Source organism: Gemmatimonadaceae bacterium, assembly GCA_036003045.1.
Taxonomy (GTDB): Bacteria; Gemmatimonadota; Gemmatimonadetes; order Gemmatimonadales; family Gemmatimonadaceae; genus JAQBQB01.
Window position 1 is genome coordinate 1 of the sequence record DASYSS010000015.1, and the last position, 15,439, is coordinate 15,439.

Below are 15,439 nucleotides of genomic sequence, written 5' to 3' on the forward strand. Positions count from 1 at the left end.
GAGGATTCTGCGCGCGAGATGTCTATTCCCATCGAGCTGACGGTCGAAAAGCGCTACCCAGGAGCGTGGGATTTCACATGCACTCCTCTGGTAGGTCGCGTATCGAAACCGGAACCATAGGCGGCTCGGGGTTCCGGGCGCCGAGCGCCAATGCAGGGGATGTCGCGTCCGCGTTCTCTGTGACTGTATTGTGCCCGAACAGCAGGACAGGGCACACCACAACGAACAAGAGGCCGTATCGTTAAGTCCCTGCGATATGGCCTCGTGTCGTCTGCTGCTGTACGTTGTTTCTACCCTGGGAATGGACTCAAAATCCCCCGGCCTTCGGGCCTTGCGGGTTCGAGTCCCGCCTTGGGCATGTGGTACCATCCAACAGGTGAAAAGCGAAGACGGCGAGCCCTGGCGCGGCTCGCCTTGTTCGTCACGGACATATCCTTTGGCCAATGTATAGTCGGGCGTCGGCGGGCCCGCGCCGACGAACGCGGGCCTAGACCCTTGGCCCTCGCTGCACTCGGTGCTCCAGCCGACGCATCATCCCCACGAAGGTTGCGGCGATCGCGGGCTCGAAATCGACGCCGGCGCGCTTCTCGACGAAATCCAGCACCCGGTCGGCCTCCCACGCGTCCCGGTAGGGACGGTTAGTGCGCAGCGCGTCGTAGACGTCGCATACGTGGACCAGCATGCTCCCCTGGTGGCAGTCGCGGTGATAGTGGCAGCCCGGGTACCCAGAGCCGTCGAGCATGATGTGGTGCTCGTACGCCACCGCCGCGGCCAGATCCAACGCGTGGTCGCTCGTGATGATGATGCGTGCGCCGTCGACGGTGTGGCGCTGCATCACGCAACGCTCTTCGTCGCTGAGCTTGCCCGGCTTGTTCAATATCTCTAATGGCACTCGCACCTTGCCGAGGTCGTGCAGCAGTCCGGCCACGCCGAAGGCGCGCACCTCGCGCGCCGACAGCTCGAGTGACTCGGCGAGCGCCATCGTCAGCACCGCCACGTTGAGCGAGTGCGTCGTCGTGTACTCGTCGAACTGCCGCATCTCGAGCAGCGGCAGCAGCATCTCGCTCTCGGTGTGCATTGCCAGCGACAGCGACCGCACCACCGTCTCGGCCTCGGCGAGCGGCAGCCTCCCGCGCTCGCCAACCTCCTCGTGCATCCACTCGATCGCGGCCGCCTCCTCGTGCAGGGTGACGATCGTCGCCAGCGCGTCGAACGCCCCCGCGGACGCCCGCACCTCGCGCGCTTCACCCCGCACGCCGATCGGCCCGAACTTGATCGTCGTCCTCCGCGTCGTCCGCAACTCTGACGTGTCGATCGCCGTCAGGGCGAGCCGTGCCAGCACCTCCTCCAGGAACTCCACGTAATCGTCGCGCGTGACTTCCGGCTCGAACTCCAGCCGCTGCACGCCCGCGTTGCCGAGCCGCGCCGCCCACTCCCAATCACGCAACTCGCGCAGCGAAAACTGCCCGTAGATGACCTCCTCGCCGAGAAAGGTGAACTGCGGGCGCGCGTCCACGAGCTGCAGCTCGCGCAGCACGTCGAACGAACGATCGACAGCGCGCTCCCGCGCCGGATGCTTCTCCGCGTACAACGCCATCGTCGACAGCGATTGCACGAACGACGTGAGGAACCGAATGGGATCGCTCATGCGGCGCTCGTCGCCGCGTTCGCCTGCCCGCGCGCCGCGGCTCGGTACTGGGCGTCGCGGCTCTTCGTCGCCAGCGCCACCACGCGCGCCGCCGCGGGATCGTTCCGCCATCCGGCGACGATCGCCGTCACGGCCTCCACCGTCTCCGGGGTCGCCGGTAGCAACGATAGCCGTCCGAACAGACGTGACGACTTCACCACGCGCGACACGAGCCAGGCCAGCGTGTCCGCCGTGCGCACTGTCGCGGCCGCGCGAGTGCCGAGCGCGCGGAGCGATGGCGCCAGATCCCCGCGGTCGAGGCGCGCGCGGATGAGCGCGGCGACGTGAGGCGGGCATCGCTCACACGCCGCCGTGAGCCCAAGGTAGGTGATGCGCCCATCGCCGTCGTCGACCGATGCGGCCAGCGCTTCGTCGCGCCCCGGCCCGCCGGCTCTGAGCAGCAGCTTGATCGCCTCGCGCCGCACCTGCGCGTCCTGCGCGGTGAGATAGCGGAGGAGATCGACGCCCTGCGGAAGAACGCCGCTCGGCACCAGGCGGCCGAGCAACGCGATGAGATCCCGCTGCACCACGGCGCCGCCGCTGCGACGATCCAGCTCGGACAGCCGCTTGGCCACGAGCGGCGGCGCCGCATCACCCAGCGCCGCGACGAGATCGTAGACGTGCTCGCGCGAGCGCGCGTCGGCGACCGACGTTGCCACTCCGAGAATCGCCGGGATGGCCTTCACGCCCGCGCGTTCGACGATCCGCTCCGCCGTCGCGAAGTCGATCTTGTCCGCGGTGAGCAGGCGGCGCAGCCCATCGTGCCTGGCCATGTGGTGGACGACGGCGGCCGCGGCCGTCTGATCGGGCGCGTTGTCCACGAGATCGAGCACGAGGCCCGCACGACCGCCTCGCTCGAGCCGCTCCACTGCGCGCCAGAGCGTCGCGCCCACGGCGCCGATCTCCAGCGCCATCTGCACAATGCGCTCGGGCTCGCAATCCGGGGCGAGGTCGGGGACCGACTCGCCGATCGAGGGCGCCGCGCTGCGCGACGCCTCCTCGAGCACAGCGCGGTAGTGGGCGGGATTCGGATCCGCGAGCGTCCACTCGCTCAGGATTCGCATGACCGTGTCGCGAAGACTGCGGTCCGCCATCGCGCGCCGCGCCGTTCCGCCGGACTCGGCGTGCTGCGCCAGCTTCGCGAGGAGACGGACCATCGAGTGCGACACCGTCTGCTTCTCCGTCGTCGCGGCCGCCTGCATCAGGAACACGACGGCCGAGGCGCTCATCCCCCGCGTCGCCTCGAGCAGAAACCTGCGCCGCTGCGCGGCGTCGCCGCCCATGTCGAGCAGCCGCTCGAGTGTCTCCGGCTTGAGCGCGCCGAGCATCTTGGACATTCGCGCCTGGAGCGCCGCCGTCTCGAGCGACACGGCTCCAGAGCCCTGTCCGGCGCCAAATGCCGAGACCTGTGCGGTGGTCAGTTCCTCGGCGATTTGCAGCATGTAACCGACGATGACTTGATCGTACGCTCGTTCGTGCTCGTGCTCGTCGATCGCTTTGGCGACCGCCATCGGCTCGAGCGGTGTCCCGCCGTCCATCTCGCCGGCATGCACGGCCTCGGCCGCGAGGGCCGCGGTGGCGAGACCGACCCAGAGCTGCGCGCCGCGGCCGGCGGAGATCTGCCCTTCGACGGTGTCCGTCTTGTCGCTGTCAAGCAACTCGAGATGGTCGTAGGCGAGCGGAAATGCGTGGATGCGCTTCCAGCGCGTCGGCAGCGAGTCCGGGTCGAGCCCGATCGCGCCGCCGCTTCGCCCCGCGTCGACCGCGAGCGTCGCGAGAAAGTCGGCCAGCTCCGCGCGCTCCACGCCGCGCTCGAACTTGGCCGCGCCGAGGTGGTGGCGATGGAAGCGGTGCGCGAGCTCGTTGAGCAGCGGATGATTCGGATCGGTGGCGACACCCTCGATCACGAGTTGCCGGCGGGCGACGCCGATCGACAGCACCGCGCGTTCGGCGAGCAGCCCGAACAACGCGCGGGCGACGGTGTCGACCGCGCCATTGAGGAGCGGATGACCGGCGGGGTAGATCGCGTGCTTGTGCAGGGCGATCGCGAGCTCGACCAGAAAGTCGCCGAGCTCGCGCGGGAGGACCGCCGGCGCTCCGTGAGGCTCATTGATGCCATGCCCGCGCCTCCCCGCCGGGAGCTGCGCGCCCGCGGGGGCGGTGGGATCGTCATCACCGGCGTCGGCAGCACCGGCGAGGTCTGCTCGGATGAGGGACATGAGCCCCGCGTCGGGTCGGTACCCAATTCTGACGACCGAATCCCTTCATTAGCACGTCGCAAGCGCGTACCGCCTGCGAGAGCCGCCAAATTCAACTCAAAATCCCCGGCCTTCGGGCCCTGAGGGTTCGAGTCCCGCCTTGGGCATTGCAGACACGACGTTATCGTTCACGAGATTCTGCGCCGAGGAATCCCGCATGGACGTTACGATCGCCATTTGTACCTGGAATCAAGCCGGATTGCTCGATCGTACGCTGCGTCGTCTCGCGGAGCTCCGTGTCCCCGACGGACTGACGTGGGAAGTCCTCGTCGTCGACAACAACTGCACCGACGACACACCCACGGTCGTTTCCCGGTACGCCGATCGGCTGCCGGTCACCCGGCTGCTCGAGCCGGTGCAGGGCCTCTCGAACGCGCGCAACTGCGCGCTCAAGCACGCCGCCGGCGACCTCCTGATCTACATCGACGACGACGTGCTCGTCGACGACGACTGGTTGGACGCGTACGCGGTGGCGATCGCGCGATGGCCGAACGCCGCCTATTTCGGCGGCGTCATCGTGCCGAAGTACGAGGGCGAGCTGCCGACATGGTTTCGCGGCCATCACCTGCTTTCGACCAACGTCGGCGAGGCGCACGATCTCGGCGCCACGGAGCGCCAGCTAGGTCCCGGGGAGTTTCCGTGGGGATGCAACATGGCGTTCCGCCGGACGGCGGTGCAGGGATTCACGTTCCGGCCGGAGCTCGGCCGAATCGGCGACGACCGTGCGGCGTGTGAGGACGAGGTCTTTTGCCAGGAGCTGGCCGACGCCGGAATGCACGGCGTGTGGCTTCCCGCCGCCACGATACAGCACATCGTCGGCCCGAAGAGACTCACCCTTCCGTTCGTCCGGCGGAGCTTCATCGGCCGCGGGGTGACCGACGTGCGCATGTCCGGGTGGGACACCGAGGGGGTATCACTCCTCTTCGGCGTTCCGCGCTGGATGCTCCTGCCGGCCGCGAAAGCTCACGCCAGGTATCTCTGGCAGCGTGCCACACGAAACCCGGCGTGGATCGACAGCTACATCGAGGCTGCGCGCTCGTGGGGTGCGCTGAGCGAATACCGCCGATACGCCCGCGAGCGACGGATCCAGCCTTTAACTTGAAGCGATTTTCCGCGCCGCATAGCTTTCCGCGGCTCGGATCGATCCGCACTCACTCAATCGTCAATGGCGTCATACAAGCTCGCGACCGTTCCGTCGGCCGGCGAACGCATCACATACGAACGCGGCGTTCTCAGGGTCCCCGACAACCCGATCATTCCGTACGTCGAGGGCGACGGGACGGGACCAGACATCTGGCGCGCGTCCGTGCGCGTGTTCGACGCGGCGGTCGAGAAGGCCTACGGCGGCCAGCGTCGCGTTTCCTGGATGGAAGTCTTCGCCGGCGAAAAGGCGTTCACCAGCTACAAGGACTGGCTCCCGCAGGAGACCGTGGACGCGATGCAGGACTTCCGCGTCTCGATCAAGGGGCCGCTGACGACGCCGGTCGGCGGCGGCATTCGCTCGCTGAACGTCACCCTGCGGCAGGTGCTCGACCTTTACGCCTGCATCCGTCCCGTGCGTTGGTTCGAGGGCGTCGGAAGCCCGATGAAAGATCCGGGGAAGCTCGACATCGTCGTGTTCCGCGAGAACATCGAAGACGTCTACGCCGGCATCGAGTGGAAGGCCGGATCTCCCGAGGCGGAAAAGCTCCGGAAGTTCATCGAGAGCGAGTTGAAGAAAGAGATCCGCCCAGAGTCGGCGATCGGCATCAAGCCGATGTCGGCGTTCGGCTCGAAACGTCTCGTCGAGATGGCGATCAACTACACGCTGCAGCGCAACCGCCCGTCCGTGACGCTGATGCACAAGGGCAACATCATGAAGTTCACGGAAGGCGCGTTCCGCGATTGGGGCTACGAGGTGGCCCGCGACAAATTCGCCGGGCGTGTCGTGGCCGAAGCTGACCTCGCCAAAGGCGGCGCCAACGCCCGCGCCGACGCGGTCATCATCAAGGACCGCATCGCCGATTCGATGTTCCAGCAGCTGCTCCTGCGCCCCGATGAGTATTCCGTGATCGCGACCCCGAACCTGAACGGCGACTACGTCTCGGACGCCGCGGCGGCCCAGGTGGGCGGACTCGGCATCGCGCCGGGCGGCAACGTCGGCGACGGCGTCGCGGTGTTCGAGGCGACACACGGCACGGCGCCCAAGTACGCGAACCAGGACAAGATCAACCCGGGAAGCGTGGTGCTCTCGGGCGTGATGATGTTCGAATACTTGGGCTGGAACGAAGCGGCCGTGCTCATCACGCGCGGACTCGAAAACGCGATCAAGTCGAAGCGCGTGACCTACGACCTCGCGCGCCAGATGCCGGGATCGACCGAAGTGTCGACGACGGCGTTCGGCGATGAAATCATCAAAGGAATGACCGCGTGACGCCAAATCGGGCGCGAGCGCGAACCGACCTTCGCACGAACCGCGCATGAAACCAATAGTCTCAGGCGCCGCCCCTGATTTTGGAACGCTCGACGTTCCACTCCTCGTCATCGCACTGCCGTCGTCGCCCTCGTTGGCAACGGAGCTCGGCGCCGTCGACGGCGCGACCAACGGCGCGCTTGGCCGCTCGATCGCACGTCGCGACTTTCGCGGCGGGCGAGACGAGACGCTGCACCTCGCGGGCGGCGAGCGCGGGATTCAGCGTGTTCTGCTCGTTGGGCTGGGCACAGCGACCGATCGCCCGGCGGCGCTTCGTCGCGCGGGCGCCATCGCGGCACGCCAGGCCACTCGACTCGGCGTCGGACGACTCGCGTTCTACGCGGGCGCGTTGAACGCGACTGAAGTCGAGGCGGCGGGTGTCGGGCTCGGCGTCGGCGCGTGGGATTTCAAAGAGATGAAGACCGCCCCCCCGGCCGACGAACAGCGCGCGCCGCTCGACGAGGCGGTGATCCTCGCCGCCGACGCGGACGCGCGCACGACGGGCGCGCGCGTCGCGACCGCCCTCGGTGAAGGGCTGGCACTCGCGCGCAAGCTCGGGATGCTGCCCGGCAACGTGTGCACGCCCGACTATCTCGCCGACACCGCGCGCGACATCGCCAAGCGACTTGGCATGCAGACGACCGTGATGGGCCGAGCGGCGATGCAGGAAGCGAAGATGGGCTCCTTCCTCGCCGTCGCGCAGGGGACGACGCAGGAACCGCGGCTCATCATGCTCGAGTATCAGAAGGGGCCGAAGGGAGCGAAGCCGATCGTGCTCGTGGGAAAGGGTCTCTGCTTCGACTCGGGCGGCATCTCGATCAAGCCGGCGCAGGGCATGGAGTGGATGAAGTTCGACATGTGCGGCGCGGCCGGCGTGCTCGGAGCGATGGAAGCGATCGGCCGGTTGGAACTTCCCATCAACGTCGTGGGTCTCATTGGCTCGACGACCAACATGCCGTCGGGCGAGGCAATGAAGCCCGGCGACGTCGTGCAGGCATCGAACGGCAAGTACATCGAGATCATCAACACCGACGCCGAAGGACGGCTCGTGCTCGCCGACGTGCTGGCGTTCGCGAAACGGATGTCGCCCGCGGCGGTGATCGACGCGGCGACGCTGACCGGCGCCTGCGTGATCGCGCTCGGGCACACCGCGACGGGCGTGATGGGCAATCAAGAACCGTTGGTGCAGGAAGTGCTTGACGCGGCCAAGCGCGCCGGTGAACCCGGCTGGCCGCTGCCGCTGTGGGACGAATACAAGGATCTGATCAAGTCCGACGTGGCCGACATCAAGAATTCGGGCGGGCGTCCCGCGGGCACGATCACCGCCGCACTGTTCCTCAAAGAATTCGCCGACGACTATCCATGGGTGCATCTCGACATCGCCGGAACCGCGTACACCGAGTCGGATCTCGGCACGGTGCCGCGCGGGCCGACGGGAGTGCCGGTGGGAACGTTCGTCGAGTTCGTACGAGGGCGCGCACGCTGAGCCGTCTGTTGCGTCGTGTATTGCTGGTCATCGGCCTCGGCCTGTTGGCCGGGGCCGTTTCGCACCGGAGTCTCGGCGCGCAAGTCATCGACACGATCCGGCCGAAAGTGCCCCCGCCGCCGGACAGCTTGCGGCCGCGGCTCCGCACGCGCGCCGACACGGTGCGCGACAGTCTGTTCAGAGTGGACTCGATCCGCCGCGAGCGCGTTCGCGCCGACAGCATCAAGTCGCCGATTGCGCACGCCGAGAGTCCGCCGCCGCTGTCGATCGCACAACGCCTGTACTGGCCGCGCGACTCCTTGTTCGGGACCGGGTCGCTCACCGTCGCCGATTTGCTCGAGCGAGTCGCCGGCGTGTCGACATATCGGGGCGGGTGGCTGCCTCCGCCGCAAGTCGGCTCGTATCTAGGCGACGTGCGGCGCGTGCGCGTCTTTTTCGACGGGCTCGAGCTCAAGTCGATCGACCCGCGAACCGGCGGCGTGCTCGATCTCACGCAGATCAATCTTTGGTCGGCCGAAGACGCGACGGTCGAGCAGACGGCGGACGAGATCCGCGTGTACCTGCGAAGTTGGCGCGTGCGGAACACGCACACGGAAACACGCACCGACGTCAACACGGGCGACCAGCAGACGAATCTCTATCGCGCGTTCCTCGGCACGCGCCTGGACAACGGCGGCGCCTTCCAATTCGGCGCGCAGCAGTACGGCACGACGCCTCCCGCGCAATTCGGCTCGAGCAGCGACCAAGTGGGCATCGTCGTCCGGGCAGGTTGGGCGAAACAGAAATGGAGCGTGGACGCTTTCGGCACCCGAATCGGCCGCCACCGCGGCGTGATTATCAGCGAGGTGTCGCCGAACGTGCAGGGCGACTCGATTCCGCAGACGTCGTCGACGGGAACCGATGCCTACGTGCGGGTCGGCTATGCCGACCCCGACGCCGACAACATGTGGGCGCAGGTCATGGCCGGGACGTCGCGCTACAGGTATACGGGCATTCGCTCGTTCGTGGGATTGCCGGTGACGGCGGCCGAGTCGGCGTTGGTCATCGCGCCGCTCGACACGAGCAAGTTCCTCACGCAGTACGTGGCGACCGCCGGGACGGTGCAGGGGCCGTTTCGCGCGAGCGGTGCGGCGCGCGCGTTCTTTGCCGGCGGACATTCAATCTTCGCCCCGACGGCGCGCGCGAGCTTCACGACGCAGTTCGTGAGCGTGTCGGCCTATGCGGAAGCGAAGAGCGTCGATTCGATCGCGCGCGGAGACGTGACGCTGCGCTTCCAGCCGTTTCCGTTCATCTCGCTGCTCGGAAGCGCGGCCCGATCAATCGACTACCACGTGCCCGCCGGCATCTCGACGACGTACCTGCGCGGCGAAGCAGGGATTCGACTCCACCAACTCTGGCTCATCGGCGGCATCCTGCGGCGCGACAGCGCGCTCCTGGCTCCGGCTCGCGAGTACGACACGAGCTACATCGCGCAGCACGCGCCCGGCGCGACCGGATTCGAGGGCGCGGTTCGCGGACAGCTCTGGGGTCCGCTCGGCGCCGACATGTACGGCATCCGCTGGAACGACTCGACCGGCGCGTACCGGCCGCAGTATCAGACGCGCGCGGAGTTGTACGTGCGGACGAATCTCTCGAACCGTTTCCCGACCAACGATTTCGGGCTCACGGCGGCGATCATTCACGAGTACCGCTCGAACGTCCATTTCCCGTCGCTCGAGTCCACCCAACCCTCGGTCGCCACAGGATTCCGAACGATCTCCCTGCTCCTCGAGATCCGGATCGTCAGCGCTACGATTTCGTGGCAATTCCGGAACATGCTCGGCGAGCGCTACTCCCAGATCGGCGGGTTCGTCATGCCGCGGCAGATGAATTTCTACGGGGTGCGCTGGTCCTTCTCCGATTGACAAATCTTTTTGTCAGTCCGTAGTTTCGCCCCTGCGATATGATAAAGAGCATGACGGGCTTCGGCGCCGCGGACGGCGAGGTCGGCGGAGCGCGTGTCTCTGTCGAGATCCGTTCGGTCAACCACCGCTTTTTCAATCCGTCGATCAAGCTCCCGGCCGAGCTGAGCCGCTGGGAGCCGGAGGTGCGCGAGGCCCTGCGGCGCGGCGTTTCGCGCGGGCACATCGCCGTCACCGCGCGGCTCGCGCGTCACGAATCCGAAGGCACGATCGACGAAGCACGCTTCGGCCAGTACGTCGATCAGATCCGCCGATTGCAGGAGCGCTTCGCGCTCGAGGGCGCGATCGACGCCGCGACGGTTCTGCGATTGCCGCACGTCGTCGCGGCTCCCGCGGACGAAACGGCCGGCAACGCCGAAGAACTGGTGAAGATCGTCGATCGAGCCATGCAGGCGCTCGACGCGATGCGTTCGGTCGAGGGAGCGCGCCTATCCGGCTACGTCGGCGCGCGGCTCGCGGTCATCGAGCAGGCGGTCGATCGGATCGCGGCGCGCGCGCCGCAGCGCCTCGTCGAGCATCGGGAGCGGCTCCGCCAGGCGGTACACGAACTGGCGTCCGGTGTGACGGTCGACGAGCAACGCCTTGCGCAGGAGATCGCCATCATCGCCGACAAGCTGGACGTCTCCGAGGAGATCAGCCGCTTTCACACCCACGTGGCGGCCTTTCGCGCGACGATCGCCGCGCCGCCCGGAGACGGCGTGGGTAAGCGCCTCGGTTTTCTCCTGCAGGAGTTGCTGCGTGAAGCGAACACGACGGGCAGCAAGGCGAATGACGCCGCGATCGTGCAGGATGTCGTCTTGATCAAAGAGGAGCTGGAGAAGATCCGCGAGCAAGCCGAGAACCTCGAGTGAGCCAGGCGGAAGAGAGCGACGGCGACACCGGCGCCTGGGGCCAGGTGATCTTTCCGATCATCCTCTCGTCTCCTTCCGGCGGCGGAAAGACGACGATCGCGCACCGGCTGCTCGCGCGGCGGGTGGACGTTGGATACTCGGTTTCCTGCACCACTCGGGAGCCGCGGACCGGCGAACAGGACGGCGTCGACTATCACTTCCTGACGCGCGACGAATTCGTGGAACGCCGGCGGCTCGGCGAGTTCATCGAGTCCGCCGAGGTGCATGGCAACCTCTACGGCACGCTGCGGCGCGAGATCTCGCGGGTGCTGGCCGGTGGACGGCACGTCATCATGGACATCGACGTGCAGGGCGCCCGGCAGATTCGGGAGAGTTTTCCGGCGGCCGTAAGTGTATTCCTGCTACCGCCTTCGGCCGACGTGCTCTTGGAACGTCTCAGACGCCGCCATACCGAATCCCCCACGCAGCTCCTCGATAGATTACATTCTGCTCTCCACGAGCTCCGGGCCGTCAACGAGTATGACTACGTCGTCGTCAACGACGACCTCGACCAGGCGGTCGCACGCGTCAGCGCGATCGTGGACGCCGAGGTCGTGAGCCGGGAGCGGATTTTTGGATTGCAGCGCAAGGTCGAGCAGCTCGTCGGGCGGCTCGAAGCGGAAGTCCAACGACAGACCACTAGCTAGATCGGAGTTGATCGATGCGGGTTTTCACGCCGGATGAAATCGCGGGTCACGCCGCGAACAAGTACCTGGGAGTTCTCGTCGCCGCGAAGTATGCCCGCGTGCTCAACGAGTTCCCGCGCGACCGTTCGTCGTCGCGCGAAAAGAAGCTCACCACGCGCTCGCTCGAAGAGCTGGCGAAGGGTGACATCGAGTACCACGTCGTCCCGCGGCGACGCGCCGAGTAGTTCCATCCGCCCGTACGCGGGGAGTCGAATCCTCCTCGGGGTGACGGGAGGCATCGCCAGTTACAAATCGGCCTGGCTGGCGCGACTGCTCACGAAAGCGGGCGCCGAAGTCGACGTGGTGATGACGCGCGCCGCGACCGAGTTCGTCGGCGCGATCACGTTCGAAGCTCTCACGGGTAGACCGGTCCACGCCGGCATGTTCGAGCAGGGGCGCGCGCTCGACCACATCGCGCTCGCGCGCAGCGCGACGGCGCTCGTCGTCGCCCCGGCGACCGCCGACTTCCTCGCTCGCGCCGCGACCGGGCAGGCCGACGATCTACTCACGTCCGTGCTGCTCGCCACGAAATCGCCCGTGCTGCTCGTGCCGGCGATGAACGACCACATGTGGGCGCACCCACAAACGAAGCACAACGTGACCCACCTGGCGTCGCTCGGCTATCGAATTCTGAATCCGGACGCGGGCGACCTCGCGGCGGGTGAGGGAACCGGTCCCGGGCGAATGCCGGAACCCGAAACGATTTTCGCGCACGTCGGGAGACTACTCGAGCCGCGCGGGGCCCTCGGCGGCAAACGCGTTCTCGTGACCGCGGGCCCGACGCGCGAAGCGATCGACCCGGTTCGATTCATCTCGAATCACAGCAGCGGCAAGATGGGCGTCGCCCTCGCGTCGGCGGCCTGGCGCCGCGGCGCCGACGTCACGCTCGTCTCCGGTCCGATGAGCGTTGCCGCTCCAACGGCCGTTCAAGTGACGACGGTCGAGTCGACGAACGACATGAAGGTCGCGATCGACGGCGCGCTCCCGTCGACCGACGTGCTGATCATGGCCGCCGCGCCGGCCGATTTTCGTCCGTCGGATCCGGCGCAGGCAAAGATCAAGAAGACCGAGTCGCGCTCGTCGATCGCGCTCGCGCCCACACCCGACATTCTCCAATCGACGCGCGCCAAACGCCGCGGCGACTCGGTCATCGTCGGGTTCGCGCTCGAGACGAACGACGTGCTGGCCAACGGCCGCCGAAAGCTCGAGTCGAAGGATCTCGATCTGATCGTCGTCAACGACGCAACCGAGCCCGGCGCCGGATTCGGCACGGACACGAATCGCGTCACACTCATCTCGCGAGACGGCGTCGAGTCGCGGCTTCCGCTCATGTCGAAAGCCGAAGTGGCCGACGCAATTCTCGACCGCGTGGAGGCCTTGCTCGGTGGACGCTAGAGAACAGCTTCGACGGTACTTGGAGCAGCGCCGCGAGATGGGCGAGACGGAGCTCGTGCTCGATCGCATGACCGTCGACGAAGCGATGCGGCTGCTCGGCGGGACTGCGGGCGGGGCGGGAGCCCGCGCATCAGGAAAGCCGGCCTCGCCGGTTTCGGCCGGGACTCGTGGCGGTGCTGCGGCGCCGGCGGATCCGAGCGACTGGCGGGCGATTCTACGCGCGGGGGAAGAACAGGCGGGTGAACCGGTGGACCGGTGGACCGGTGGACCGGAAAAGCCGGCGGCGAAAACACCCGACGACACTTCGTTTGCGGCACCCGGTTCGGGAAGTGCCGAGCCGCCGGCGGCGCCGATCGTGTCGGTCGCACCCGGAATAACTGTTGGAACGCCGACGAGCGAGTTGTTCGGCGGACCGTTTGCGTCGCTCGAAACGCTCGAGGCACTCACGACCCATGTCGCGTCGTGCACACGATGTCCTCTCCACGCGACGGCGACGAATCCGGTGCCGGGCGAAGGGAATCCCAACGCGGACTTCATGTGCGTCGGCGAGGCACCCGGCGCGACCGAAGATCAAACGGGCCGCCCGTTCGTCGGCGCGGCCGGCCAGTTGCTCACGAAGATCCTCGACGCGATCGGCTTCAAGCGTGAAGACGTCTACATCTGCAACGTCCTCAAACATCGTCCGCCGGGAAACCGTAACCCTCTACCGGACGAAGTAAAGGCCTGTAGTCCGTATCTCATTCGACAGATCGAGCTGATTCGTCCCAAGGTGATTCTCGCACTCGGAACATTCGCCGCGCAGACGCTCTTGAATACGACGCTGTCGATCGGCAAGTTGCGCGGCCAGGTTCACCGCTATTACGGTGTACCGCTCGTGGTCACGTATCACCCTGCCGCGCTTCTCCGGAATCCGGGTTGGAAGCGTCCCACTTGGGAAGATGTCCAGCTCGCCCGTCGAATTCTCGATAGCTCCGGTACACGCGCCGACGCGTGACCCGTACCGCGATCGGCGTCCTCCATATTCGGAGGACGCCGAGCAAGCGGTGCTCTCGGCGATGTTGATCGACCAGGACGCGGTGCTCCGCGCGGTCGAATACGTCGACGATACGATGTTCTACGCCGAGCGCCATCGGCGGATCTTCCGCTCGATGGTCGGCATCGCCGAGCGCGGCGGCGTGGTCGATCCGCTCACGCTCTCCGACGAGTTGCAGCGCCGCGGCGATCTCGAAGGGTCGGGCGGCAAGGACTACATCGGCTTCCTCGTCGACGCGGTGCCGACGGCGGCGAACATCGAGTACCACGCCAAGATCGTCCGCGAGAAGGCGATCCTGCGCCGGCTGATCGAAGTCTCCACGTCGATCGTGACCGAGGCGTTCGACGGTCACGTCACGGCGCGCGAGCTCCTCGACGACGCCGAGTCGAAGATCTTCCAGGTGAGCCAGCAGCAGACACGCGAGGGCTTCACGCGCCTCAAGGAGCTGCTCTGGCCGACGATGGAGCGGATCGAGAAGCTGCACGCCGGCGGCGCGACGGTCACCGGCGTCGCGAGCGGCTTCGGCGATCTCGACGAGTTGACCTCAGGCTTCCAGCCGTCGGACCTCATCATCGTCGCGGCGCGTCCGTCGATGGGAAAGACGGCGTTCACGCTGAACGTCGCGCAACACGCGGCCATCGAGAACAAAGTTCCGGTTGCGCTCTTTTCGCTGGAAATGAGTAAAGAGTCACTCGTGCAGCGCATGCTCACGTCGGAGGCTCGCATCGACGCGCAGCGGCTGCGCAAAGGCTTGCTCCGCGACGACGACTTCCCGCGCCTCGCTCGGGCGGCGGGCATTCTCCAGAACGCGCCGGTATGGATCGACGACACGCCAGGCATGACGCTGCTCGAGATGCGATCCAAGGCTCGGCGCCTCAAGACCGAGTCGGGCATCGGGCTCGTGATCGTCGACTACCTCCAGCTCATGCAGGGCCCGAGCAACTCCGAGAGCCGGCAACAGGAAGTCAGCCAGATCTCGCGCGGATTGAAAGCCCTCGCCAAGGAGCTGAACGTCCCCGTCGTCGCGCTGTCCCAGCTCTCGCGCGCCCCCGAACAGCGCACCGGCGACAACAAGCGCCCCCAGCTCTCCGACCTCCGCGAGTCGGGCGCCATCGAGCAGGACGCCGACCTGATCATGTTCCTGTACCGTCAGGAGTTCTACGACGGCCCGACCGACAAGGACGGCAACTCGCTCGAGGGAAAGGCCGAGGTCATCATCGGCAAGCAGCGCAACGGCCCGACCGGCTTCGTGAATCTGTTCTTTCACAAGCAATACACCCGCTTCGAGAGCTACACTCAGCGGGGCTAGTTGGACTCCCCCCGAGTCCATCGTGGCGCTCGACGGTCCTCGCGCCAATTGGAGCTATACGACACGATACTGCAACGATTACGCGGAAACACCACGGATTCCGCGGAGAAATGCTTTTGGGAACTGCTCGAAGCGCGGCTTTCGCTTTCTCGTCGCGACGCTTCCACCGCCGTGTGTTCTTCCAAGAAGCCTTTGATGTTTCCGCGTAATCCGTGGTTTTTCCGCGAAAATCGTTGCAGTACCGTTTCGTAAAGGCCCGCTCGCCAAACATCCCTCGCCCAG

12 protein-coding genes are annotated in these 15,439 nt (G+C 66.7%); 10 read left to right on the forward strand and 2 right to left on the reverse strand.

The genetic code is table 11. The features are described 5' to 3' along the window. Positions 1-487: 487 nt before the first annotated feature. Positions 488-1,648, reverse strand: coding sequence for an HD domain-containing phosphohydrolase (locus VGQ44_01815; protein HEV8445518.1), 1,161 nt, complete (start codon positions 1,646-1,648; stop codon positions 488-490). Then, entirely contained in the window at positions 1,645-3,906 is a 2,262-nt protein-coding gene (locus tag VGQ44_01820) for a hypothetical protein (GenBank protein HEV8445519.1), read from the reverse strand. The genes VGQ44_01815 and VGQ44_01820 overlap by 4 nt, the downstream gene beginning before the upstream one ends. A gap of 196 nt (positions 3,907-4,102) precedes the next feature. Between VGQ44_01820 and VGQ44_01825 the strand changes: the two genes are divergently transcribed. The 10 genes from VGQ44_01825 to dnaB all read left to right on the forward strand — a co-directional run bounded on the left by VGQ44_01825 (position 4,103) and on the right by dnaB (position 15,157). Next, positions 4,103-5,047: a glycosyltransferase gene (locus VGQ44_01825; GenBank protein HEV8445520.1), complete on the forward strand. Its 945-nt coding sequence runs from the start codon at positions 4,103-4,105 to the stop codon at positions 5,045-5,047. A gap of 63 nt (positions 5,048-5,110) precedes the next feature. After that, entirely contained in the window at positions 5,111-6,358 is a 1,248-nt protein-coding gene (gene icd, locus VGQ44_01830; protein HEV8445521.1) for an isocitrate dehydrogenase (NADP(+)), read from the forward strand. A gap of 46 nt (positions 6,359-6,404) precedes the next feature. After that, positions 6,405-7,883 (forward strand): leucyl aminopeptidase, encoded by a 1,479-nt coding sequence (locus tag VGQ44_01835; GenBank protein HEV8445522.1) that lies wholly within the window; start codon positions 6,405-6,407, stop codon positions 7,881-7,883. Positions 7,884-7,891: 8 nt separating this feature from the next. After that, positions 7,892-9,787, forward strand: a complete 1,896-nt coding sequence (locus tag VGQ44_01840; protein HEV8445523.1) for a hypothetical protein — start codon at positions 7,892-7,894, stop codon at positions 9,785-9,787. 50 nt (positions 9,788-9,837) lie between these two features. After that, on the forward strand, positions 9,838-10,695 hold the full coding sequence (locus VGQ44_01845) for a YicC/YloC family endoribonuclease (GenBank protein ID HEV8445524.1): 858 nt from the start codon (positions 9,838-9,840) through the stop codon (positions 10,693-10,695). Beyond that, complete coding sequence (gene gmk / locus VGQ44_01850) at positions 10,692-11,381, forward strand: guanylate kinase (GenBank protein ID HEV8445525.1); 690 nt, start codon at positions 10,692-10,694, stop codon at positions 11,379-11,381. Before VGQ44_01845 ends, gmk begins: the two co-directional genes overlap by 4 nt. Positions 11,382-11,395: 14 nt before the next feature. Continuing rightward, positions 11,396-11,605: a DNA-directed RNA polymerase subunit omega gene (locus tag VGQ44_01855; protein HEV8445526.1), complete on the forward strand. Its 210-nt coding sequence runs from the start codon at positions 11,396-11,398 to the stop codon at positions 11,603-11,605. Further along, entirely contained in the window at positions 11,562-12,815 is a 1,254-nt protein-coding gene (coaBC, locus tag VGQ44_01860) for a bifunctional phosphopantothenoylcysteine decarboxylase/phosphopantothenate--cysteine ligase CoaBC (GenBank protein ID HEV8445527.1), read from the forward strand. Before VGQ44_01855 ends, coaBC begins: the two co-directional genes overlap by 44 nt. After that, complete coding sequence (locus tag VGQ44_01865) at positions 12,805-13,809, forward strand: uracil-DNA glycosylase (protein HEV8445528.1); 1,005 nt, start codon at positions 12,805-12,807, stop codon at positions 13,807-13,809. The genes coaBC and VGQ44_01865 overlap by 11 nt, the downstream gene beginning before the upstream one ends. After that, positions 13,754-15,157 (forward strand): replicative DNA helicase, encoded by a 1,404-nt coding sequence (gene dnaB / locus VGQ44_01870; protein HEV8445529.1) that lies wholly within the window; start codon positions 13,754-13,756, stop codon positions 15,155-15,157. Before VGQ44_01865 ends, dnaB begins: the two co-directional genes overlap by 56 nt. The last annotated feature ends 282 nt before the right edge of the window (positions 15,158-15,439 follow it).

Bases quoted from the DNA above. Each gene is read 5' to 3' on its own strand.
- VGQ44_01815 (HEV8445518.1), bottom strand. From the start codon at position 1,648: ATGAGCGATCCCATTCGGTTCCTCACGTCGTTCGTGCAATCGCTGTCG.
- VGQ44_01820 (HEV8445519.1), bottom strand. From the start codon at position 3,906: ATGTCCCTCATCCGAGCAGACCTCGCCGGTGCTGCCGACGCCGGTGAT.
- VGQ44_01825 (HEV8445520.1), top strand. From the start codon at position 4,103: ATGGACGTTACGATCGCCATTTGTACCTGGAATCAAGCCGGATTGCTC.
- icd (HEV8445521.1), top strand. From the start codon at position 5,111: ATGGCGTCATACAAGCTCGCGACCGTTCCGTCGGCCGGCGAACGCATC.
- VGQ44_01835 (HEV8445522.1), top strand. From the start codon at position 6,405: ATGAAACCAATAGTCTCAGGCGCCGCCCCTGATTTTGGAACGCTCGAC.
- VGQ44_01845 (HEV8445524.1), top strand. From the start codon at position 9,838: ATGACGGGCTTCGGCGCCGCGGACGGCGAGGTCGGCGGAGCGCGTGTC.
- VGQ44_01855 (HEV8445526.1), top strand. From the start codon at position 11,396: ATGCGGGTTTTCACGCCGGATGAAATCGCGGGTCACGCCGCGAACAAG.
- dnaB (HEV8445529.1), top strand. From the start codon at position 13,754: ATGTCCAGCTCGCCCGTCGAATTCTCGATAGCTCCGGTACACGCGCCG.